The organism is Streptomyces sp. NPDC001492, from assembly GCF_053597275.1.
In genome coordinates this window covers 25,504-45,603 of record NZ_JBSFHW010000037.1, presented here as the reverse complement: position 1 = coordinate 45,603, position 20,100 = coordinate 25,504, and the positions used below count along the sequence as shown (strand labels likewise).

Annotated in this window: 16 protein-coding genes, 1 tRNA gene, 1 other RNA gene and 1 pseudogene; 16 read left to right on the top strand and 3 right to left on the bottom strand. The window is 72.4% G+C overall.

All coding sequences use genetic code 11. The features are described from left to right. The first annotated feature begins 74 nt into the window (after positions 1-74). The 6 genes from ACWC1K_RS36245 to ACWC1K_RS36220 all read left to right on the top strand — a co-directional run bounded on the left by ACWC1K_RS36245 (position 75) and on the right by ACWC1K_RS36220 (position 8,740). Positions 75-1,292, top strand: a complete 1,218-nt coding sequence (locus ACWC1K_RS36245) for a cupin domain-containing protein (protein ID WP_450837163.1) — start codon at positions 75-77, stop codon at positions 1,290-1,292. Positions 1,293-1,486: 194 nt separating this feature from the next. Further along, positions 1,487-2,758, top strand: coding sequence for an MFS transporter (locus ACWC1K_RS36240; protein WP_450837162.1), 1,272 nt, complete (start codon positions 1,487-1,489; stop codon positions 2,756-2,758). Further along, entirely contained in the window at positions 2,755-4,713 is a 1,959-nt protein-coding gene (locus tag ACWC1K_RS36235) for a M13-type metalloendopeptidase (RefSeq protein WP_450837161.1), read from the top strand. Before ACWC1K_RS36240 ends, ACWC1K_RS36235 begins: the two co-directional genes overlap by 4 nt. 17 nt (positions 4,714-4,730) lie before the next feature. Then, a complete protein-coding gene (locus tag ACWC1K_RS36230) occupies positions 4,731-6,689 on the top strand; it encodes a S9 family peptidase (RefSeq protein ID WP_450837160.1) in 1,959 nt (652 codons plus the stop codon). Continuing rightward, complete coding sequence (locus ACWC1K_RS36225) at positions 6,686-8,104, top strand: hydantoinase/carbamoylase family amidase (RefSeq protein WP_450837159.1); 1,419 nt, start codon at positions 6,686-6,688, stop codon at positions 8,102-8,104. Before ACWC1K_RS36230 ends, ACWC1K_RS36225 begins: the two co-directional genes overlap by 4 nt. Positions 8,105-8,149: 45 nt before the next feature. Continuing rightward, a complete protein-coding gene (locus ACWC1K_RS36220) occupies positions 8,150-8,740 on the top strand; it encodes an LOG family protein (RefSeq protein ID WP_450837158.1) in 591 nt (196 codons plus the stop codon). Between the two features lie 47 nt (positions 8,741-8,787). On the opposite strand, the gene ACWC1K_RS36215 is transcribed toward ACWC1K_RS36220, so the two are convergent. Then, positions 8,788-9,789 carry a LuxR C-terminal-related transcriptional regulator gene (locus ACWC1K_RS36215; RefSeq protein ID WP_450837157.1) on the bottom strand — a complete coding sequence of 334 codons (1,002 nt, stop codon included), beginning with the start codon at positions 9,787-9,789 and terminating at the stop codon, positions 8,788-8,790. Positions 9,790-9,987: 198 nt separating this feature from the next. Between ACWC1K_RS36215 and ACWC1K_RS36210 the strand changes: the two genes are divergently transcribed. The 6 genes from ACWC1K_RS36210 to ACWC1K_RS36185 all read left to right on the top strand — a co-directional run bounded on the left by ACWC1K_RS36210 (position 9,988) and on the right by ACWC1K_RS36185 (position 15,213). After that, complete coding sequence (locus ACWC1K_RS36210) at positions 9,988-10,299, top strand: hypothetical protein (RefSeq protein WP_450837156.1); 312 nt, start codon at positions 9,988-9,990, stop codon at positions 10,297-10,299. Positions 10,300-10,494: 195 nt separating this feature from the next. Next, positions 10,495-10,689 (top strand): hypothetical protein, encoded by a 195-nt coding sequence (locus tag ACWC1K_RS36205; protein ID WP_450837155.1) that lies wholly within the window; start codon positions 10,495-10,497, stop codon positions 10,687-10,689. Between the two features lie 59 nt (positions 10,690-10,748). Then, on the top strand, positions 10,749-11,846 hold the full coding sequence (locus tag ACWC1K_RS36200; protein WP_450837154.1) for a ParB/RepB/Spo0J family partition protein: 1,098 nt from the start codon (positions 10,749-10,751) through the stop codon (positions 11,844-11,846). A gap of 75 nt (positions 11,847-11,921) precedes the next feature. Then, positions 11,922-13,376: a MocR-like transcription factor YczR gene (gene yczR, locus ACWC1K_RS36195; RefSeq protein ID WP_450837153.1), complete on the top strand. Its 1,455-nt coding sequence runs from the start codon at positions 11,922-11,924 to the stop codon at positions 13,374-13,376. Further along, entirely contained in the window at positions 13,373-14,872 is a 1,500-nt protein-coding gene (gene gatA, locus ACWC1K_RS36190) for an Asp-tRNA(Asn)/Glu-tRNA(Gln) amidotransferase subunit GatA (RefSeq protein WP_450837152.1), read from the top strand. Before yczR ends, gatA begins: the two co-directional genes overlap by 4 nt. Before the next feature lie 53 nt (positions 14,873-14,925). Next, the gene (locus ACWC1K_RS36185; RefSeq protein ID WP_450837151.1) at positions 14,926-15,213 is read left to right on the top strand and encodes a hypothetical protein; all 288 of its coding nucleotides are present in this window, start codon (positions 14,926-14,928) and stop codon (positions 15,211-15,213) included. A gap of 322 nt (positions 15,214-15,535) precedes the next feature. On the opposite strand, the gene ACWC1K_RS36180 is transcribed toward ACWC1K_RS36185, so the two are convergent. After that, positions 15,536-15,623: transfer RNA gene (locus tag ACWC1K_RS36180), tRNA-Ser, on the bottom strand. Between the two features lie 73 nt (positions 15,624-15,696). Here ACWC1K_RS36180 and ffs point away from each other — a divergent pair. The 3 genes from ffs to ACWC1K_RS36165 all read left to right on the top strand — a co-directional run bounded on the left by ffs (position 15,697) and on the right by ACWC1K_RS36165 (position 16,990). Then, positions 15,697-15,793: signal recognition particle sRNA small type (gene ffs, locus ACWC1K_RS36175), an RNA gene on the top strand. A gap of 23 nt (positions 15,794-15,816) precedes the next feature. Further along, positions 15,817-16,680 carry a hypothetical protein gene (locus ACWC1K_RS36170; protein WP_450837150.1) on the top strand — a complete coding sequence of 288 codons (864 nt, stop codon included), beginning with the start codon at positions 15,817-15,819 and terminating at the stop codon, positions 16,678-16,680. Further along, positions 16,670-16,990: a hypothetical protein gene (locus ACWC1K_RS36165; protein ID WP_450837149.1), complete on the top strand. Its 321-nt coding sequence runs from the start codon at positions 16,670-16,672 to the stop codon at positions 16,988-16,990. Before ACWC1K_RS36170 ends, ACWC1K_RS36165 begins: the two co-directional genes overlap by 11 nt. Here ACWC1K_RS36165 and ACWC1K_RS36160 read toward each other — a convergent pair. Continuing rightward, positions 16,909-17,406 (bottom strand): annotated as a pseudogene (locus ACWC1K_RS36160) (histidine phosphatase family protein); the annotation flags it as partial. The gene ACWC1K_RS36165 and the pseudogene ACWC1K_RS36160 overlap by 82 nt on opposite strands. Before the next feature lie 215 nt (positions 17,407-17,621). On the opposite strand from ACWC1K_RS36160, the gene ACWC1K_RS36155 reads away from it, so the two are divergent. Further along, on the top strand, positions 17,622-19,892 hold the full coding sequence (locus tag ACWC1K_RS36155) for a DNA polymerase III subunit gamma and tau (protein WP_450837148.1): 2,271 nt from the start codon (positions 17,622-17,624) through the stop codon (positions 19,890-19,892). Positions 19,893-20,100: the final 208 nt, after the last annotated feature.

Sequence of the window (20,100 nt, the reverse complement as noted above, 5' to 3'; positions counted from 1 at the left end):
GCCCGCGGCGGGATCGCCGGTGTCCGGCGGCACTCGCGCCGGCCGACCGGCCGGAGGCAGGAGCCCGACCCACCATGAGGAGGCAGGACAAGGTGGACACCTATTCCTTCGAGGACTTCGTCGGCGACACGGACGTCTTCTTCACCCAGCACTTCGACCGGAAACCGCTGCTGCGCAGAGGCGCGCTCGCGGGCCGGCTGGACGGCCTGCCCTCGGTCCGGCAGCTCGACGACCTCCTCGCGCTGGAGACGGTGCCGCCGTCCTACCTGCGGGTGACGAAGGGCGGCAAGGGCGTGCCGTCCGGCGCCTACACGCGCACGGTCTCGCGCGGCGCCGCGCTGGCCGAGGCCCTCAACCCGGAAAAGGTGTACGAGCTGTTCCGCTCCGGCGGCACCGTCACCTGGAACTCCCTCAACCACGTCCTGCCGTCCGCCCGCCGTCTGATGGAGCCGTTCACCGACGCCTTCGCCAGCGACACGGAGGTGGTCGTCTTCGTCACCCCGGCCCGCACCGACGGCTTCTCCCCGCACCGCGACTCGATCGACGTCTTCGTCGTCCAGGTCGACGGCACCAAGACCTGGCGGGTGTGGGACACCCCGGAGCACCGCCGCGGCGACGAGGGCTCCTACACGCCGGAGGAGCTCGGCGAGCCCGCCATCGAGGTGACGCTGGAGCCCGGCGACGTCCTGTACGTGCCGCACGGCACCCCGCACGCGGCGGCCGCCAAGAGCGAGCTGTCGATGCACCTGTCGGTCGGGGTCGAGCCGCGCCGCTGGCGCCATCTGCTCCAGGACACCGTTGCCGCGCTCGTCGAGGACGACGACTTCCACGCCTTCCCGCACCTGGCCGACGGAGCGGAGGAGGCCGTCGCCGCGCTCACGGACAAGCTGGAGCTGCTGCGCGACCGGCTCGCCCGGCTGGACGCGGCCGCCGAGGCCAAGCGGCTGGTCGAAACCGGCCGCACCCGGCGCGGACTGGGCCGCAGCCGTGAGTTCGCGCGGCTCGCCGCGGTCGACACGCTGGGCCCCGGCACCCTGATCCGCCGTACCGCCACACCCGTCGAGATCGGCTCCAGCGCCGACGGCAAGACCGGCCTTGCGGTGGCCGGCCACCGCCTGAACGTGCCGGACGCCGTCGCCGACGCGCTGCACGCCCTCGACGGCGAACGGACGGTCACCGCGGCCGAGTTCTTCCCCGGAGTCCCCGAGGCCAGATCCGTCGGCGTCGCTCGCGGGCTCGCCCGCCTGGGCGTCCTCGAAGCAGCCGGAACCTCGCCGGGGGTGCCGCGGTAGCCGCCGACGGTGGCTGAACGGTCCGGGGGAAGCGCGACGACGCGCCGTCGGACGCCCGCGGCTCCATCGCGGCTGGTCGCCCCGCGCGGCGGAGCCGCATGTCGACATGGCCCGCGCCCCTTCCGGGGCGCCGCCGAACCGGTGCCTCCCCGAGGCCGTACCCGTCCCCACGTCGAGAGGAAGTGAGCCACGAGATGGCCACCGACACCACATCACCCACCACCGAGGCCGGGTCACCGCCGGTCTCCCGGACCGCCTGGCGCGACGTCTACCTCCTGGCCGGCATGCGCGGTCTGTCCTTCGCCGGCGACATCGCCGCCGAGACGGCCATCGCCCTTCAGCTGCAGGCCCAGGGAGCCGGCTCCTACGCCGTCATGGCCCTGCTGCTGGCCGCGACCGTGCCGCCGGTGCTGCTGTCGCCGCTGACCGGCAAGGTCGCCGACCGTTTCGACAGCCGCACCCTGATGGTCGCCGTCGGCAGCCTGCAGGCCCTGGTCTGCGTGGCGATGACGATCTGGACCTCACCGGCCGTCCTGATCGCCCTCTCCGTCCTGCTGTCCGCCGGACTCGCCTTCACCCACCCGGTGTTCGGCGCGCTGCCCAGCGCCATCGTCGGCAAGGAGAACGTCCCGCGGGCCTCCTCCATCTCCCAGACCTGGGCGATGGCCGGCATGGTCGCCGCACCCGGCGTCGCCGGCTTCCTCATCGGCCGCTTCGGCGTGACCGTGCCGCTGCTCATCGACGCGCTCAGCTTCGCCGCGGTCGTGGCGGGCGGCCTGCTCATCCGCACCCGCCTGCACAAGGGCCGCGACGCCAAGGCGGCGGGCAAGGACAGCGCGGGCGCCGAGGAGCCCGCCACCCCGTACAAGGTCACCTCCGACCGCTTCCTGACCGCCGTGCTCATCCTGAGTGGCGCGGTCATGGCGGCCGCCAGCATCATCAACGTCCTCATCGTCTTCTACGTCCGTGAGACCTTCGGCGCCTCCGAGGAGACCTTCGGCCTCGTCATGTCCGCCTGGATGCTGGGCCTGATCCCCGGCGGGATGCTGGTGCGCCGGCTGAAGCGGATCAGCCACGAGGCCATCCTGATCGGCACGTTCCTCTGCATCGGCGTGGCCATCGTCGGCACCGGACTGGTCCCGGGCGTGTGGTGGATCCTGCCGTTCTACGTCCTCGGCGGCATCGGCAACGGCGCCCAGGCGACGGTCACCCACATCCTGCTCAACGTCAGGGTGCCCGACACTCACCGCGGCCGGGCCTTCGCCGCGCTCGGCGCCGTCTCCAACACCGGACCGGCGATCGGCTACCTGGTCGGCGGCGCGATCCTCAGCTTCACCACTCCGCGCTACGGCTTCCTCGCCGCGGGCCTGTTCGCCCTCGCCGCCCTGGCCGTCTTCGCGAACGGCGTGCTGAAGAACTCCGGTGCCGCGGCGCCCACCCCGCAGCTGAGCGAGGCCGCGCGATGACGGTGGCCTCGGACCCGGCGCTCACGCCGGCGTATCTGCCCCGCGGCACGGAAGCCGATCTCTCCGCCAGGCCGCAGGACGACTTCTACCGCTTCGTCAACGGGCGCTGGACGGACGGCTACGTGTTGCCCGCCCACCGGGCCGAGGCCACCACCCTGACGTTGCTCGCGGACAAGGTGCAGGACGATGTCGAGGAGGTCATCCACCGCGCCGTCGCCCACCCCGGGCGGGGCGGCGCCGACCGCCGCATCGCCGACCTGCACGCCAGCTTCATGGACGAGGAGCGCATCGAGGAACAGGGCGCAGCCCGGGGTTTCGCGGCCGACCTGGCCGCGGTCCGGGCCGCGGCCGACCGCGAGGCGCTGGCCGAGGTCATGGGCCGGCTCCAGGCCCAGGGGGTGGGCGGCGCCTTCGACTTCTCGGTCGCCGTCGACACCGTGCGCGCCGACCAGTACGTCCTCACCCTCTCCCAGGCGGGCCTCGGGCTGCCCTCCGCCGGCCACTACGGGCGCGCGGAGCTGTGCGCGGACTACACCGGGCACATCGCCGTGATGCTCGCCCACGCCGGGCTGCCCGACACCGCCAGGGCTGCCGAGGACGTTGTACGGCTGGAGACCGAACTGGCCGCCCGGCACACCGTGCCGCAGCCGGGGACCCGCACTCCGGTACGCCCCTGGACCGGTACGGCCGCCCAACTCGCCGCCCGGGAGGGCGGGTTCCCGTGGGCGGCCTGGCTGCGCGGCCTGGGCGAGGTGCCCGCCGACGCCACCGTCCGGCTGCGCCAGCCGGACTTCGCCGACGGCCTCGACGACTGGTGGCGGCACACCGGCCTGGACGAGCTGCGGCTGTGGCTGTCGTGGCGGTACGTGCACGAGATGGTGCCGTTCGGGCCGCGCCAGGTCTTCGCCGACAACTTCGCCTTCTACGGCCGTACCCTCAACGGCTTCACCGAGCCGCGGCCGCGCCGCCTGCGGGTGGTGTCCTTCGTCGAGACGTTCCTCGGGGACGCCATCGCCGACCGCTATCTCGCCGAGCATGTCGCACCCGGCACCGTGGAGGCCGCCCGCGACCTGGTCGGCGCGCTGGTGGACGCCTACCGGGCCCGGCTGGAGGGGGCCGGCTGGATGGCGGCCGGCACCCGGGACGCCGCCCTGCGCAAGCTGGACGACATGGTCTTCGAGGTCGGCCGCCCCGAGGCCGCCCGCGCCGACGACGACGCCCTCGACGTGGACCCGCAGGACCTGCTCGGCAACGTCAAGCGCGGCCGCTCCCGGCACATCGCCCGGGAACTCGCCCGCCTCGGCACCCCGGTCGACCGCACCGAGTGGAAGATCCACCCGCACCAGGTCACCGCGTACTACCGGCACGGGCTCAACCAGGTCGTCATCCCCGCCGCTCTGCTCCAGCCGCCCGTCTTCGACCCCGCGGGCGACCCCGCGCGGAACTTCGCGGTGCTGGGCGCGATCGTCGGCCACGAGATGGCGCACGCCTTCGACAGCCGCGGCTCCCGGTACGACGGCCGCGGCCGGCTGCGTGACTGGTGGGCGCCCGAGGACCGGGCCGAGTTCGCCCGCCGCACCCAGCTGCTCGTCGCCCAGTACGACGCGTACGAGCCCGAGGGCTTCCCCGGCATGCGGGTCAGCGGGGCCCGCACGGTCGGCGAGAACATGGCCGACATCGCCGGCGTGACCGTCGCGCACGCCGCGTTCACCGCCCGTACCGGCGCGGCCGGGCCGCAGGAGTCGCGCCGCTTCTTCGCGCACTGGGCGACGATGTGGCGCGCCCGCACCACCCCGGCCCGGATGGCCGAGCGGCTCGCGTCGGACCGGCATCCGCCCGCCGAGTTCCGCTGCAACGGCGTGCTCGGACACGTGGGGGCCTTCTACGACGCCTTCGACGTGCGTCCCGGAGACGGCCTGTTCATCGACCCGGCACAGCGTTTCACCCTTCTGTGAGTCTGTGAGGACCCGACATGCTGCCCACTGACATCGACCTGCTGCCCGTCCTCGGGCGCCCCACGCTCTCACCGGACGGTGCCCACGCCGTGGTGGAGGTCACCCGCGCCGACCTGGCGGGCGACGACTACACCACCGAGATGCTGATCGTGGACACCACGGGCGAGGCCCCGCCGCGCCGCATCACCCAGGGCCCCTACGACGGCGCGCCCGCCTTCTCGCCCGACGGCCGCTTCCTCGCCTTCCTGCGCCCCGGCGCCCACGGCCGCGCGCAGATCCATCTGCTGCCGATGCACGGCGGGGGCGAGGCGTACCCCGTCACCGACCACCCGATGGGAGCGGGGCAGCCGGTGTGGAGCCCGGACTCGACCCGGATCGCCTACACCAGCCGGGTGCCCGCGCCGGGCCGCTACCAGGGCCCGGCCGAGCAGGAGCGGCCGCGTCGCGTCACCACGCTCGTCTACCAGCTCGACGGCTTCGGCTACACCTACGACCGCCCCCGGCAGGTCTTCGTCACCGACCCCTTCGACGCCGAGGCCGCGCCGCTCCAGCTCACCGACGGCGACTACGACCACGGCGATCTGACCTGGAGCCCCGACGGCCGGCTGCTGGCGTTCGTGACGGCCCGGCACGAGGAGCGCGGCAACGACTCCCGGACCGACGTGTGGGCCGTCGGCGTCGACGGCACCGGCCTGCGGCCGCTGACCGAGGGCGGGCTGTACCTCTTCACACCGCGCTTCGCCGCGGACGGCGGCTCGGTCGTCTTCTGCGGCGCGGAGCTCGACAAGAACAACAACTCGTGCGCCACGGCGAGTTACGGCCTGTGGTCGGTGCCGGTGCGGCCCGCCGAGGAGCCGGCCGCCGGTCCGGTCGTACCGCGCCGCCTCACCGGCGACGCCCACCACCTCAGCTTCGCCAGCCAGATGATCTGGCCCGCCGCCGACGGCGTGTACTTCGCCAGTGACCACCGCGGCGAGGTCAACCTCGTCCTGGTGCCCTACGACGGCGGCGAGCCCACTCCCGTGGTCACCGGACGGCGCCAGGTCAACGGCTACGCGGTCGCCGAGACGCCCGGCGGGACCACCACCGTCGTCGCCGTCGTCGCCAGTGCCGCCGGCGCCGGCGACCTGGTGGTGTGGCGCGAGGGCACCGAGCGCGTCCTGACCCCGTACGGCGCCGAACTCGTCGAGCGCGGCGGGCTGCTGCCGATGGAGGAGTTCACCGCGTACGCCCCCGACGGCTACCCGCTGCACGCCTGGGTGGTGCGCCCCGAGGGCCCCGGCCCGCACCCCGTGATCTTCCAGGTCAAGGGCGGCCCGTACACGCAGTGGGGCTACACCCTCAACGGCCCGGCCGCCTTCGACGAGGCGCAGGTGTACGCGAGCGCCGGGTACGCCGTGGTGCTGGGCAACCCGCGCGGCTGCTCCGGCTACGGCCAGGCGCACGGCGCCTACGTCCGCGACGACCTGCCCCGCAGGTCCGCCGTCGACCTGCTCGCCATCCTCGACAAGGCGCTGGAGCTCCCCGACCTGGACAGCGCCCGGGTCGGCGTGATGGGCGGCTCGTTCGGCGGCTACATGGCGGCCTGGTTCAACGCCCACCACGGGGAACGGTTCCGGGCCATGATCGGCGAGCGCGGGCTCTACGCCATCGACAGCTACGCCGCCACCAGTGACGACGGGGCGGACCTCGCGGTCTCCCTCTACGGCGCCGACCGCGCCCGCTGGGCGGAGCAGAGCCCGCTGACGTACGTGGACCGCATGGCCACGCCGATGCTGGTCATCCAGTCCGAGGAGGACAAGCACTGCCCGCAGGAGCAGGCGCAGCGCCTGTTCACGGAGCTGAAGGTGCGCGGGGTCCCCGTCGAGATGCTGCTGTTCCCGGGAGAGGGGCACGACATGTCCCGCTCCGGGCTGCCCAGCCACCGGCTGGCGCGATTCGAGGCCGTCCTGGAGTGGTGGGAGCGGCACCTGTGAGCGGCCTCGCCGACGTGGCGGGCCTCGCGGACCTACGACCCGAGCGGGAGGACGTAAGGATGGGCGACACCCTGGTACAGGGGGCGGACGGGCTGCTGTCCCTGGACATCGACGCGGACCGGCTGCTCGGTCGGATCGCCGCGCTGGGCCGGATCGGCCTGGACGAGCGGACGGGCGGCATCACCCGGGAGGGCTTCAGCGCGGCCGACCGGGAAGCGCGGGGCCACCTGATGGACGAGGCCCGCGCCGCGGGACTCGTCCCCGCGGTCGACGCGGCCGGCAACCTCATCGTGCGTCCCCGGCCCCGGCTCGGCGAGCAGCCCGGCGAGCGGCAGGCCCTGATGATGGGCTCGCACCTGGACACCGTCGTCAACGGCGGCCGCCTGGACGGCGCTTACGGAGTGCTGGCCGCCCTGGAGGTGCTCCAGACCCTCGAGGACAGCGGCGTCCACCTGCCGTACGAGCCGGTGGCGGTGGCCTTCGCCAACGAGGAGGGGGCGCTGTTCCCGCAGCCGTTCTGGGGCTCCATGGCGATCGCGGGCCGGCTGGCCGAGCTGCCCCGGGAGCCGCGCGACCACGACGGGCGGCCGCTGCGCGAGGCGCTGCGGCTGGCCGGCGGCGACCTGGACGCGCTCGGCAGCGCGGGCTGGCCGCACGGCTCGGTGGCCGCCTACCTCGAACTCCACGTGGAACAGGGGCCGGTGCTCGAACGCAGCGGCAACCGGATCGGGGTGGTCGACGCCATCACGGGCCGCACCGTGCTCACGGTGGAGGTGCGGGGCGCCGCCGGCCACTCGGGCACCAGCCCGATGGAGGGGCGCCGGGACGCGCTCGCCGCGGCCGGCCGGGTGGTGCTGGCCGTGGAACACATCGCGCGGGATCGCAAGCTGTGCCGCGTCGGCACGGTCGGCCGGCTCGACCCGCACCCCAACACGCCGAACACCATCCCGGGCATGGTGCGGCTGACGGTGGACCTGCGGGACACGGACGTGTGGCGGGCGGCGACGGCCGAGGAGACCCTGCGCCGGGCCCTGCGGACGATCGCCGCGGACACGGGCACCGAGATCGAGGTGGTCGCCGAGACCCGTTCCGACCCGGTCTCCACCGACCCGGTGCTGCGCGCGGCCATCGAGTGCAGCGCCGACGAACTGGGCCTCACGCACGAGGTCCTGCCCAGCGGTGCCGGGCACGACGCGCAGATGGTCGCCGACATCGCGCCCATCGGAATGATCTTCGTGCCGAGCATCGGCGGCATCAGCCACGTCCCGGAGGAGGACACCGCCCCGCGCGACCTGGTCGCGGGTGCGCGGGTGTTGCTGCGTACCGCGCTGCGCGTCACCGGTCTCAGCGAGCGATCCGCGTCCGGGCGTCCGGCGCGTCAGGAACTGGCCCGGGCACGGGACCACGAGCAGTAGCAGCCCCAGAAGCAGCAGGAACAATCCTCAGAGAGGGGACAAGCCATGCAACTCAGGCTCAGCAAGAGCAAACGCGTCGCGGTGTTCTGCGGCGCCAGGCCGGGTGTGCAGTCCGCGTACACGGACTTCGCCCGGGAGTTCGGCCGGATGATCGCCCAGCGCGGGCTCGATCTGGTCTACGGCGCCGGCGGTGTCGGGGTCATGGGCGCGGTGGCCGCCGGGGTGCTGGACGGCGGTGGCAGTGTCACGGGGGTGATCCCGCGCACGCTGCACGAGCGGGAGCGCGCCGACAAGGCGCCCGGAGAGGTCTTCGTGGTCCGCTCGATGCACGAGCGCAAGGCCCTCATGTACCGGCTGTCGTCGGCCTTCGCGGTGCTGCCGGGCGGCATCGGCACGCTGGACGAGCTGATGGAGGTGATGACCTGGAACCAGCTGTCGCTGATGGAGAAGCCGATCGTCGTGGTCAACCACAGGGGCTTCTTCACTCCGATGCTGGCCATGCTCGACCACCTGGTCGCGGAGGGATTCCTCAGTGACCAGGAGCGGCGTCTGGTCAAGGTCGCCCACACCTCCGAGGAGGCCCTGCACGAGTTCGGCCTCTTCGAGCCGGCCGCGACGCCGGCCCTGGTGGCTTGAGGCGTCCCCGGCCTGCCGCGGCCGGACAGAAAATCGTTTCTGTGGCTCTATTCCGGGAGCGCCGGCAGATAGCCCTTCTGGACGGCGTACACGCCGGCCTGGAACCGGCTGCGAGCGTCCAGATGGGTCATCAGGCCGTGCGCGATCCGGCGGGCGGTGCGGGCGGACACCCCGAGGCGTTTGGCGATGGCTTCGTCTGTGGAGCCTTGAGCCAGTAGTCTCAGGGCTTCAGACTGCTGTCGCGTGAGGCCGCCGGGATCCGGTTGCCTCATCGCATCCAGTGGATCGGCCGACTGCCAGACGCTCTCGAACAGGGCGTGCAGCGAGGCGATCATTCCCTGCGACGACACCTGTACGGCACCGGCAGCGGTGTTGTCGGTGTCGGTGGCGAGGATCGCGGCCTCCCGGTCGTAAATGATCATCCGGTTGGGGAGCGAGGGCACCGTCCGGACCTGGCAGCCCTGTTCCGCGAGCCAGTGCGCGTATTCCATGGTGTCCGGGCAGGAACGAACGGACTCCAGGTAGATCGTGCGCATGTGCACGCCACGTTCCAGCAGTTGCTGATTGAGAGGGCGGGACGCCTGCATGTTCGCGGGTGTCTGGGGGCCGCCCGGTGCGAACGTCAGGAGTTCGTGGGTGACTTTGTCGTGCAGGGCCGCGAGGTGATCGCGAATGGCGTCGAGACCTTGGAGATGCTCGATACCGGCCGTGGACGGGCCTGTTTGGCGCTGACCGTCGAATTCGAGGATGAGTTTCGCCGCGGCCGCGCGGCTGGCCTCCAGCCGCTGCTGCTGGGCGGCGAGCTGCTCCTGTTGCCGGGCCAGCAGGAGTTCCATGCCGACATGCGGGCTGACCGCGTACAGCTGGCTCGGGTCCTCGGTCGAGGCGCGCACCAGCGCCATCTCGCTGAGGCGGTCGAGGGCCCCCCGAACCTCCTGCTCGCAAAGCCCCAGCAGCGCGCACACACCGGCGACACCGCTGCGGGGATTCGTGAGCATCGCCTTGTAGACGGACTCTGTTACAGCGTCAAGACCCAGAACGTGAAGCATTTATTTCGGCAGCCCCCAGTCGGAAATTCAACGTTGGACAATTACCGGTGGCGCTCAGCAGTCAAGAGTCAGCCGACAGTACGTGGCCTGGTTGTTACAGGCAAGCCGTTGTCCTTAATTTGGTGTTTTGGGTCGGGGGAGTATTGCATCGGTAAGGCGCATTCCCTGGGGGTGTTCCTGACTTTCCTGAGGTGGCACATGTATCTCGTTCACGTCTATCTGCGGCCGCACCCCTACGGCTGCGCCATGCCCGACTGGACCGCGACCGCCGTCGCCGGATGCGGTGCGGAGGTCGAGGGGTTCGAGCACGTCAGTGTCCATCGTGATCAGGCGTCGGCCCCGACCGTCGGGATCTTTCTGAGGGCTCCGACTCTGGAGGAAGCCGAGGTGGCGGCCGAGTCGCTGTGGCGGCGGACCTGTGCCGCCCACCCCCTGCTCGAGGACTGGGAGTTCTGGAGCGCCCAAGTGCCGCTGATTGTGCCCGAATACCTGCCGGGGCACACGGAATGAATTAATCCGCCCCGCGCTTTGCGTATCCTTGATCGAAGCGGGGGATGCGCATGAATTCCCCCGTTCCCCTCTGCGAACGGGGGTGGACGCAGTAGGCCAGGGCCGGTTTGCCCCGCGCGGAACCACTGTTCCATCCCCCGGAGCTGCGACAACACTTCTTCCTGCCAGCACAAAGTCAGCAGAAAGGCAGAAGCTATGTCGCGCAAGTACTCCTCCCACGTCTCCCGTCGGCTCCTGCGCGGAGTGATCGTGACCGGAGCGGTCATCATGACCGCGGGCGCCGGTGCGGCCGCCGCCGAGGGACTGACTCCCGCCCACAGCACGGCAGTTCACACGGTCGCCGGTGCCACGCCGCTCCTGACCGGAGAGGACGACCTCGGCTGGCAGTGAGCCGCCCCGCATCGCCTGGACCAGCGTGCACGTGGGACGATTTTCTGAGGGGGACAGCTGTGGACCGAGACACTCGCGACCACCGAGACGGCCAGGGCACTCGTGATCTTCCGGATGTCGGGGCGTCGCCGGACGGCGCGGACCATCTGATCAGGCTGCGCGACCGTGGATTCCTGGACCAGCCCGTCGAGCTGGTACCGATCGAACACCTCGTCGTCGACTTCGACGACTTCTCGCCCCGCAGCGCGGGCGAGGACGAGGACTACGTACGGACGCTGGCCGAGACGGAGGCGGAGTTCCCGCCCATCCTCGTGCACCGTGCCACCATGACCGTCGTCGACGGTGCGCACCGTCTGCGGGCCGCCTGTCTGCGGGGTGCCGACCACATCTCCGCGCGCTTCTTCGAGGGGGACCTGGACGCCGCCCGGCTGCTCGCCGTGGCGACCAACGTCACGCACGGCCGGCCCCTTTCCACCGACGACCGCATCGCCGCCGCACGACGCATCCTTGCCGCGCACCCGCGCTGGGCGGACCGGGCGGTGGCGGCCCTCGCCGGGCTCTCCGCGAAGAAGGTGGCCCGACTGCGCGGCGCCGACACGGAAGCCGGGGGGTTCAGGATCGGCCGGGACGGCCGCTCCCGCCCGGTCGACTCCTCACAGCGCCGCGAACTCGCGGGTGAGCTCATCAGGAGCGATCCCGGCGCCTCCCTCCGCCAGATCGCCGCGCGGGCCGGCCTGGCTCCCGCCACCGTCGCCGACGTACGGGCCCGCATCCGGCGCGGCGAGAGCCCGGTACCCGAACGCAGCGGCCGCGACCCGAGGCTTCCGCAGGCCCAGCCGTCCGTCCCGCCCGGGCAGCGCCGGGTGCCGCCGGCGAGCACGGGGCGGCCCATCGCAGAGGACGAAATCCTGCGCCTCTTCGACGCGTTGCGTCGCGACCCCTCCCTGCGCTTCAGCGACGCCGGCCGCAGCGTCCTCAGGGTCCTCGACGCCTGCGCCGTGATCGCCCGCGACGGCGGCCGCATCGCCGCCACGGTCCCGCCCCACTGCCGGGAGTCCCTGGCCCAACTCGCCCATGGCTACGCCGGCGTCTGGAACAGACTCGCCAACGACCTGACAAGCGGCGAGAGCGAACGGATCGCGTCACTGGGAGCCTGAGCATGCTCGGGTGCCGGGCGGCACCCGCGGGGGAGAGGCATGAAGCGACACAGAGGACGAGAGGGGGGGATGGGCGTGGACGGGGCGCGACAGGCCGTTGTTCCTCCGCTGGGACCGCTGCTCGGCGACTGGCGCGGCACAGCCGGCAGTGCATACCGGCAACTGGCGGCCTGTCTGCTCGACCTCGTCCGCGACGGCCGTATCCCACCCGGCACGCGCCTGCCCGCCGAACGCCGGCTGGCAGCCGACCTCGTCGTGAGCCGAACCACGGTCACGGCCGCCTATCGACTCCTGTGCTCCTCCGGTCACGCCGAGAGCCGCCACGGCTCGGGCACGTACACGATCCTGCCCCCGCAGCCGGCACCGGCGGCGCGGGGTGCGGCGGGGATGCCGCTTCGGGTTCCGACTCCACGCAGGGCCGAGCAGGAGGGAGGCACGGGCGTCATCGATCTGGTGACGGCCTCGCTGCCCGCTCCCGAGCCGTGGTTGTCGGCGGCGGTGGACGCGGCCGGACGGGAACTGGCCCGGTACGCGCACGGCCATGGGTGTTTCCCCGCGGGGCTCGAGGAGCTGAGGGAGGCCGTGGCGGGGTGGTACACACGGCGCGGTGTGCCCACCGGCCCCGAACAGATCCTCGTCACGAACGGAGCGACCGGCGCCTTCGCGCTGCTGCTGCGGGAGTTGACCGGCCCCTTCGACCGGGTGGCCGTGGAGTCGCCGGGACACCCCAACCTGGTGCGCGCCGTCGAGGCGGCGGGCGCTCGCCCTCTCCCCGTGGCGCTGCGCGACCACGGATGGGACGTGCCGGCGTGGAACAGCGCACTGCGCTCTGCCGGTCCCCGACTGGCCTGTCTGACCCCCGACTTCCAGCAGCCGACCGGCCTGCTGATGTCCGAGGACCGGCGCCGTGCCCTCGTCGCCCTGGCCGCCTCCACCGGCGTGACCCTGCTCGTCGACGAGACACTGGCCGAGCTGTCCCTCACTCCCCCGGCCCCGGCACCGACCCCGCTCGCCGCCCTCGACCCGGGGAGCAGCGTGATCACGGTCGGCTCCGCGGCCAAGACCCTGTGGTCCGGACTGCGCGTCGGCTGGATCCGCACCACGCCCCAGCTCGTCCGCACCCTGGCGGTCCGGCGCGCGGGCGTGGACCTCGCCCCTCCCGTCCTGGAACAGTTGGTGGTCCGTCACCTCCTCGGCGACGCCCGCGTGTTCGCGGACACGGTCGCCGTCCAGCGCGAACGCGCCCGCACCCGGCGCGACGCACTCGTCACGGCCCTGCGCGGCGAACTGCCCGACTGGACCTTCCGGGTGCCGGAGGGCGGGCTCGCCCTGTGGGCCCACGCCGGAGGCCGGTCCGCCCGCGAGATCGCCGCCCTCGCGGAACGCGACGGTGTGCGCCTGGCGGCGGGCCCTCGCTTCGGCACCGACGGACACCTCGAAGGATTCCTCCGCCTCCCCTTCGCCCAGCCTCCTGAGGTCCTCGCGGAGGCGGTACGCCGTATCGCACCACACGGGAAAGGCCCGGCATGACCGACAGCGCCATCATCAGGCTCACCGCGGCACAGATCGCCGCGGAGATCGCCGCGGGGGAGGTCACAGCCGTCGAGGTGACCGAGGCCCACCTCGCCCGCATCGACGCGGTCGACGAGAAGGTGCACGCGTTCCTGCACGTCGACCACGAAGGGGCCCTCGCCCAGGCCCGCTCGGTGGACGCCCGGCTGGCGCGGGGCGAGCGACCCGGCCCGTTGGCCGGTGTCCCGCTCGCTCTGAAGGACGCCTTCACCACCCGGGGCGTGCCCACCACCTGTGGCTCCCGCATGCTGGAAGGCTGGGTCCCGCCCTACGACGCGACGTTGACGCTCCGGCTCAAGGCCGCCGGGATCGTCATTCTCGGCAAGACCAACATGGATGAGTTCGCCATGGGTTCCTCCACCGAGAACAGCGCCTACGGGCCGACCCGCAACCCCTGGGACATGACGCGGGTCCCCGGTGGCTCCGGCGGCGGATCAGCCGCGGCGCTGGCCGCGTACGAGGCGCCCCTGGCCATCGGCACCGACACCGGGGGCTCGATCCGCCAGCCGGCCGCCCTGACCGGAACCGTCGGCGTCAAGCCGACCTACGGCTCGGTGTCCCGCTACGGGCTCGTCTCCTACTCCTCCTCCCTCGACCAGGGCGGCCCGTGCGGGCGCACGGTGCTGGACACGGCCCTGCTGCACGAGGTCGTCGCGGGGCACGACCCGATGGACTCGACGTCCATCGACGCGCCCGTCCCGCCCGTCGTCGAGGCCGCACGCCACGGCGGCCTGCGGGGGATGCGCGTCGGTGTGGTGCGCGAGTTCTCCGGTGAGGGCTACCAGGACGGGGTGATACGACGCTTCACGGAGGCCGTGGAGCTGCTGCGGGAACTCGGCGCCGAGGTCGCCGAGGTGTCCTGCCCGTCCTTCACGTACGCCCTGCCCGCGTACTACCTGATCGCGCCTTCCGAGTGCTCCAGCAACCTGGCACGCTTCGACGCGATCCGGTACGGGATGCGGGTGGGCGACGACGGCACCCGCTCGGCCGAGGACGTCACCGCGCTCACCCGCGAGGCCGGATTCGGCCCCGAGGTCAAGCGCCGCGTCATCCTCGGCACCTACGCGCTCAGCTCCGGCTACTACGACGCCTACTACGGCAGCGCCCAACGCGCCCGCACTCTCATCATCCGGGACTTCACCCGGGCCTTCGAGGACGTCGACGTCCTGGTCTCGCCGACCATGCCGACCACGGCGTTCCCGCTCGGGGAGCGCGTTGACGACCCCATGGCGATGTACCTCGCCGACCTGTGCACGATCCCGGTCAACCTCGCGGGCAACGCCGCCATGTCACTGCCCTGCGGCCTGTCTCCGGACGACGGCCTCCCCGTGGGACTCCAGATCATCGCTCCGGCCATGGCGGACGACCGCCTGTACCGGGTCGGCGCCGCCCTGGAGGCGGCGCTCGCGGAGCAGTGGGGCCGCCCCCTGCTGGAGAAGGCCCCCGAGTTGTAGGCGCAAGCGCCCCGCACGAACCCACCTGGACCAAGAACATCAGGAGGAACGTCATGAAGATGCAGTCCGAGACCCTCACCCGGCATGAGATCTCTGGTGTGGTCGACGCTCTGGTCACCGCCAACCAGGACGCCGACGGCGGGGTGGCGTTCCACCTGGTCGTCGGCCCCGCCGACCGCCCCGCGGAGTGCGACCGCATCGAGTTCGCACTCGACGCCGAACAGGCGGCCGCCCTCTTCGGCACGTCCACCGGCCGCCCGGCACCGTTCACCGGCGCCCTGCCGCCGCTCCCGTGCCGGGTCGGCGTGGAACTCCACTCCGTTTCGCCCGGGCGCCGCTGACGCACGACGCCCTCGTGGCCCACGACCGGGCAGCACGAACTGCCGACAGCCCGCAGCCCATCCACAAAGCGGCGAAGGACCCGACCGCTCAGCGGCCGGGTCCTTCGTTTCGGCTGTTCAGCCGCGGCTGCGCCAAGCGCTGAGCAGTTCCCCGGGGCCGTACACCGCCTGAAGGCCGGAACAACCGATCCCGCTGCGGGAGACCGCCACGAGCGGTACCGGTACTCCGCGGAAGCCGACTGAGACGGAAACTGAGACGGACAACGTCGAAGGGCCCCACCGCGAACGGTGGGGCCCTTCGACATCGTGCCCGGTGAGGCACTGGCGGAGGATACGAGATTCGAACTCGTGAGGGGTTGCCCCCAACACGCTTTCCAAGCGTGCGCCCTAGGCCTCTAGGCGAATCCTCCGCCGGAAACATTACATGACGTCGGAGGGTGCTAGCGAACTCGTTCGGGCGCCCGGCGATCGGGTAAGGTGGGGCTCAGCCCCTCACGCGGCGCTATCTGACTGAACTCCCCCAGGGCCGGAAGGCAGCAAGGGTAGGTCGGCTCTGGCGGGTGCGTGGGGGGTCTTGTGTTCCCCGGGGGACAGATCGCGCTGGTGGGCGCGGAGGAAGATCCGTTCGTCGACGTAGACCGCCAGGAAGAAGACGAGCGCGACGCCCAGGCCGATGACCGAAGGGTGACGGCCGGTCGTGGGGGCGAGGACCGCGGTCATGGCGAGCCACAGGAAGACGTTGGGCGTGTTCTGCGTGATGAACATGTCGCGGCCGAGGCCGGTGCCGTGCGGGCGCAGCCGGAGGAAGAGCGCCGTGAGCACCCGGAGGGCTGTCAGGGCCGCGGCGGTGACGGTGGTCGTCAGCAGCAGGTGGGTGGCGAGCGCTGCCGTGAGGCCCGTCGGCGGGGTCAGCGCGAACGTGGCCAGGCCCGCCAGGGGGATCAGGGCAAGGCCGCCCAGCCAGTTCCAGTTGGTGCTCAGGGCGCCCGCGCGGATCGGGTCGCGGCGGCGCAGCGCCTGGGCGCCCGCGCCGGGCAGGAAGAGGGCGGCGAGCAGTACGGCCGCGTATGTGAGCAGCGCCGGTTCGAGGGTGGTGAGCGTATGGGCCTGCGCCACGCCGCCCGGCAGCATGACCGGGAGCGCCAGCCCCGCCAGCAGCAGCACCGGGAGGGCCAGCGAAGCGGCCACCGTGTGGCGTACGGCGAAGAAGTAGTCGCCTCCCCAGAGGAGGGAGAGAGTGGGTACGACCAGGGCCGGGGGGAGCAGGAGGAAGAGGCCGGCGAGTTGCAGGGGGAGGGAGTGGCCCGCCCAGAGCAGGACCAGGCCCAGGCTCAGGCGCGGCAGGAGCAGGGGCCAGGCCGTGTGGAGGCTCGCGAGCGGGCGGCGGAGGGTGCGCGGGTTGACGCGCAGCATGGCGAAGAAGGAGCCGACCGAGAGCAGGGCCGTCATGGTCGCCGTGAACACTAAGGCGGGCACCTGTACGCCCAGGGCGAGCTGGGCGACCGTCCCCGCCAGGGCCGCCGCGGCGATCAGCAGCGGGAGGCGGATCTCGACGATCTCGCCGAGGTCGTTCAGCAGGCCGGCCGCCGCCGGAGCCGCGACCGCGCGGCGCAGGTCCTCCTCGGAGAGCGGGCGCGCGTTGGGGATCTTGAAGTCGCGGTACGACTCGGGGCGGGCGCCCGCAACGACCAGCGCGAACATCTCCACGATGTACTTGTGGGCGACGACCAGGACGGTACGGCCTGCGCGGGAGGCGGGCAGGAGCACCTCGTCGTAGTACGCGGCCACGCGCGCGTACATCTGGCTCCAGGTCTCGCCACCGGGCGGTCGTCCGGTCGGGGAGTGGAACGCCTCGGTGTAGCCGGCGAAGCCGATGGTCTTCTTCACCAGGCTCTTGTTGCGGCCGCTGTAGACACCGAAGTCGCGTTCTATGAGGGCCTCGTCGATCGTGACCCGGTCAGGTGGTTCGGGCAGCCGGTCGATGATCGTCCGGGCGGTCTCCTGGGCGCGGCGGAGGGTGGACGTGTGCACTTCGTCGATGCGTATGCCGGCGGCCACGAGGGCGGCGACCCGGTCGGCCGCCTGCTCGGCCTGGCGGAGGCCGAGTGTGGTGAGCGGGGCGTCCAGCCGTCCGGCGAACCGGTTCTGCTCGTTCGCCTGGGACTCGCCATGGCGAATGAAGTAGAGGGGCATGAGTGTCCTTGCGAGGTGTGGGGGGTGTGGGGGGTGTGGGGAGAGGGGCGGCAGGGGCACTGTGCGTTTGCTGTTGTATTTGAGCATTCAACTTAATCATGAGGGGTGCTCCGTTTCTGTGAAACGGCAGTCACAAGACGCTTTGGTTTCGTCCGGCGGAGCTCTCGGCATCCGGGCGGTCCGCGTTGTCAGTGGGCGCCTATAACCTCGTAGGCGTGTCGTCTCTCGCGCTGTACCGCCGCTATCGCCCGGAGTCGTTCGCCGAGGTCATCGGGCAGGAGCATGTAACCGACCCGCTGCAGCAGGCGCTGCGCAACAACCGGGTCAATCACGCGTACCTGTTCAGCGGGCCGCGCGGCTGCGGCAAGACGACGAGCGCACGCATCCTGGCCCGCTGCCTGAACTGCGAGCAGGGACCCACGCCCACGCCCTGCGGGGAGTGCCAGTCCTGCCGCGACCTGGCGCGCAACGGGCCGGGCTCCATCGACGTCATCGAGATCGACGCCGCTTCGCACGGCGGTGTGGACGACGCCCGTGAGCTGCGCGAGAAGGCCTTCTTCGGGCCCGCCGCCAGCCGGTACAAGATCTACATCATCGACGAGGCCCACATGGTCACGTCGGCCGGCTTCAACGCGCTGCTGAAGGTCGTCGAGGAGCCCCCGGAGCACCTCAAGTTCATCTTCGCGACCACCGAGCCCGAGAAGGTCATCGGCACGATCCGCTCGCGGACGCACCACTACCCGTTCCGTCTCGTGCCGCCGGGGACGCTGCGCGAGTACCTCGGCGAGGTGTGCGGCAAGGAGAACATCCCGGTCGAGGACGGCGTGCTGCCACTGGTCGTCCGGGCCGGTCAGGGTTCCGTGCGTGACTCCATGTCCGTCATGGACCAGCTGCTCGCGGGCGCCGGGGCGGACGGTGTGACGTATGCAATGGCGACGTCCCTCCTCGGCTACACCGAGGGTTCGCTCCTGGACTCCGTCGTCGAGGCCTTCGCGACCGGTGACGGGGCCGCCGCGTTCGAGGTCGTCGACCGCATCATCGAGGGCGGCAACGACCCGCGCCGCTTCGTCGCCGACCTGCTGGAGCGCCTGCGCGACCTGGTGATCCTCGCCGCCGTGCCGGACGCCGCGGAGAAGGGGCTCATCGACGCCCCGGCCGACGTCGTCGAGCGCATGCAGGCCCAGGCGGGCACCTTCGGCGCCGCCGAGCTCAGCCGCGCCGCCGACCTGGTCAACGAGGGCCTCACCGAGATGCGCGGCGCCAACTCGCCCCGCCTCCAGCTGGAACTGATCTGCGCGCGCGTCCTGCTGCCGGCCGCGTACGGGGACGAGCGTTCGGTGATGGCCCGGCTCGACCGGATCGAGCGGGGCGTGAACTTCTCCGCGGGCGGCGGCGCACCGGCCCTGGGGTATGTGCCGGGGCCCGAGGCGCACGCCGGACCGATGCCCGGTGCCGTCGGCGGCCCGGCCGGCGGCCCGGTTGCGCCGGGCGGCGGCCCCGCTGCGGCGCGCGCTGCGGTACGGAATTCGGGAGCCCCGGCAGCAGGCACGCCGGCCGCCGGCGCCGGCGCCGGTGCCGGCGCAGCCGCTGCGGCCGGCCCGGGAGCACCCGCAGCCCCCGCACCCCCTCCGACCACCGCCGCCGAGCCTGTCGCACCGGTCTCCTCACCACCGCCCGCTGCCCCGGCCTCCCCCACCCCCACCCCGGCCTCCCCGGCCCCCGGCGCCTGGCCCACCGCGGCCTCCGCGGGCAGCGGCCGGCGCCCGGGCGGCTGGCCCACGGCAACCCCGGCGGGCGCCGGCCAGCCCCCGGCCGCACCCAGCGCACCGGCCGCTTCCGCACCCGCGCCCACACCCGCCCCGCAGGCGGCGGCACCCGCCCCCGTCGCGTCCTCCACGCCCCCGAGCGGCGGCCCCGACCCCCGGATGCTCTGGCCGAACATCCTGGAGGCCGTCAAGAACCGCCGCCGCTTCACCTGGATCCTGCTCAGCCAGAACGCCCAGGTGGCCGGATTCGACGGCACGACCCTCCAGCTCGGCTTCGTCAACGCCGGCGCCCGCGACAACTTCGCGAGCAGCGGCAGCGAGGACGTACTGCGCCAGGCGCTGGCCGAGCAGTTCAACGTGCAGTGGAAGATCGAGGCGATCGTCGACCCCTCCGGCGGCTCGGCCCCGCCGCCCGCCCCCTCCAACGGCTCCTACGGCGGAGGCGGCTACGGCAACCCCGGCGCCGGCACCCCCACACAGCGCCCCGCGTCCCCGCCGCCCCCCTCCTCACCCGCGCCCACATCACCGCCCCCGACGGCCCGGACCACCCCCACACCCTCCCCCCAGCCCAGGGCCCCGGAACCCCCGCCCCCGGTCTCCCCGGAGGACGACATCCCCGAGGACGACGACCCCGACCTCAACGAATCGGCCCTCTCCGGCCACGAACTGATCGTGCGCGAGCTGGGGGCGACGGTCGTGGAGGAGTTCACGAACGAGTGAGCCGCGCTTCCGCGCACGGCCCTTCTTGGGCCGTGCTTTCGCCCGCGGCCTTGCTCGGCGCCGGTCAGGACACTTCAGCCCGTCCGGCGTTTGAGGACGGGGCCGTTCAGGCCGAAAAGCGGGGGTCCGGGGGCAGCAGCCCCCAGGGCCGGCAACCCCACCATCCGGCGCGGTTTGGAGGAACGTACAGCTCACCGCTCCTCTCCCG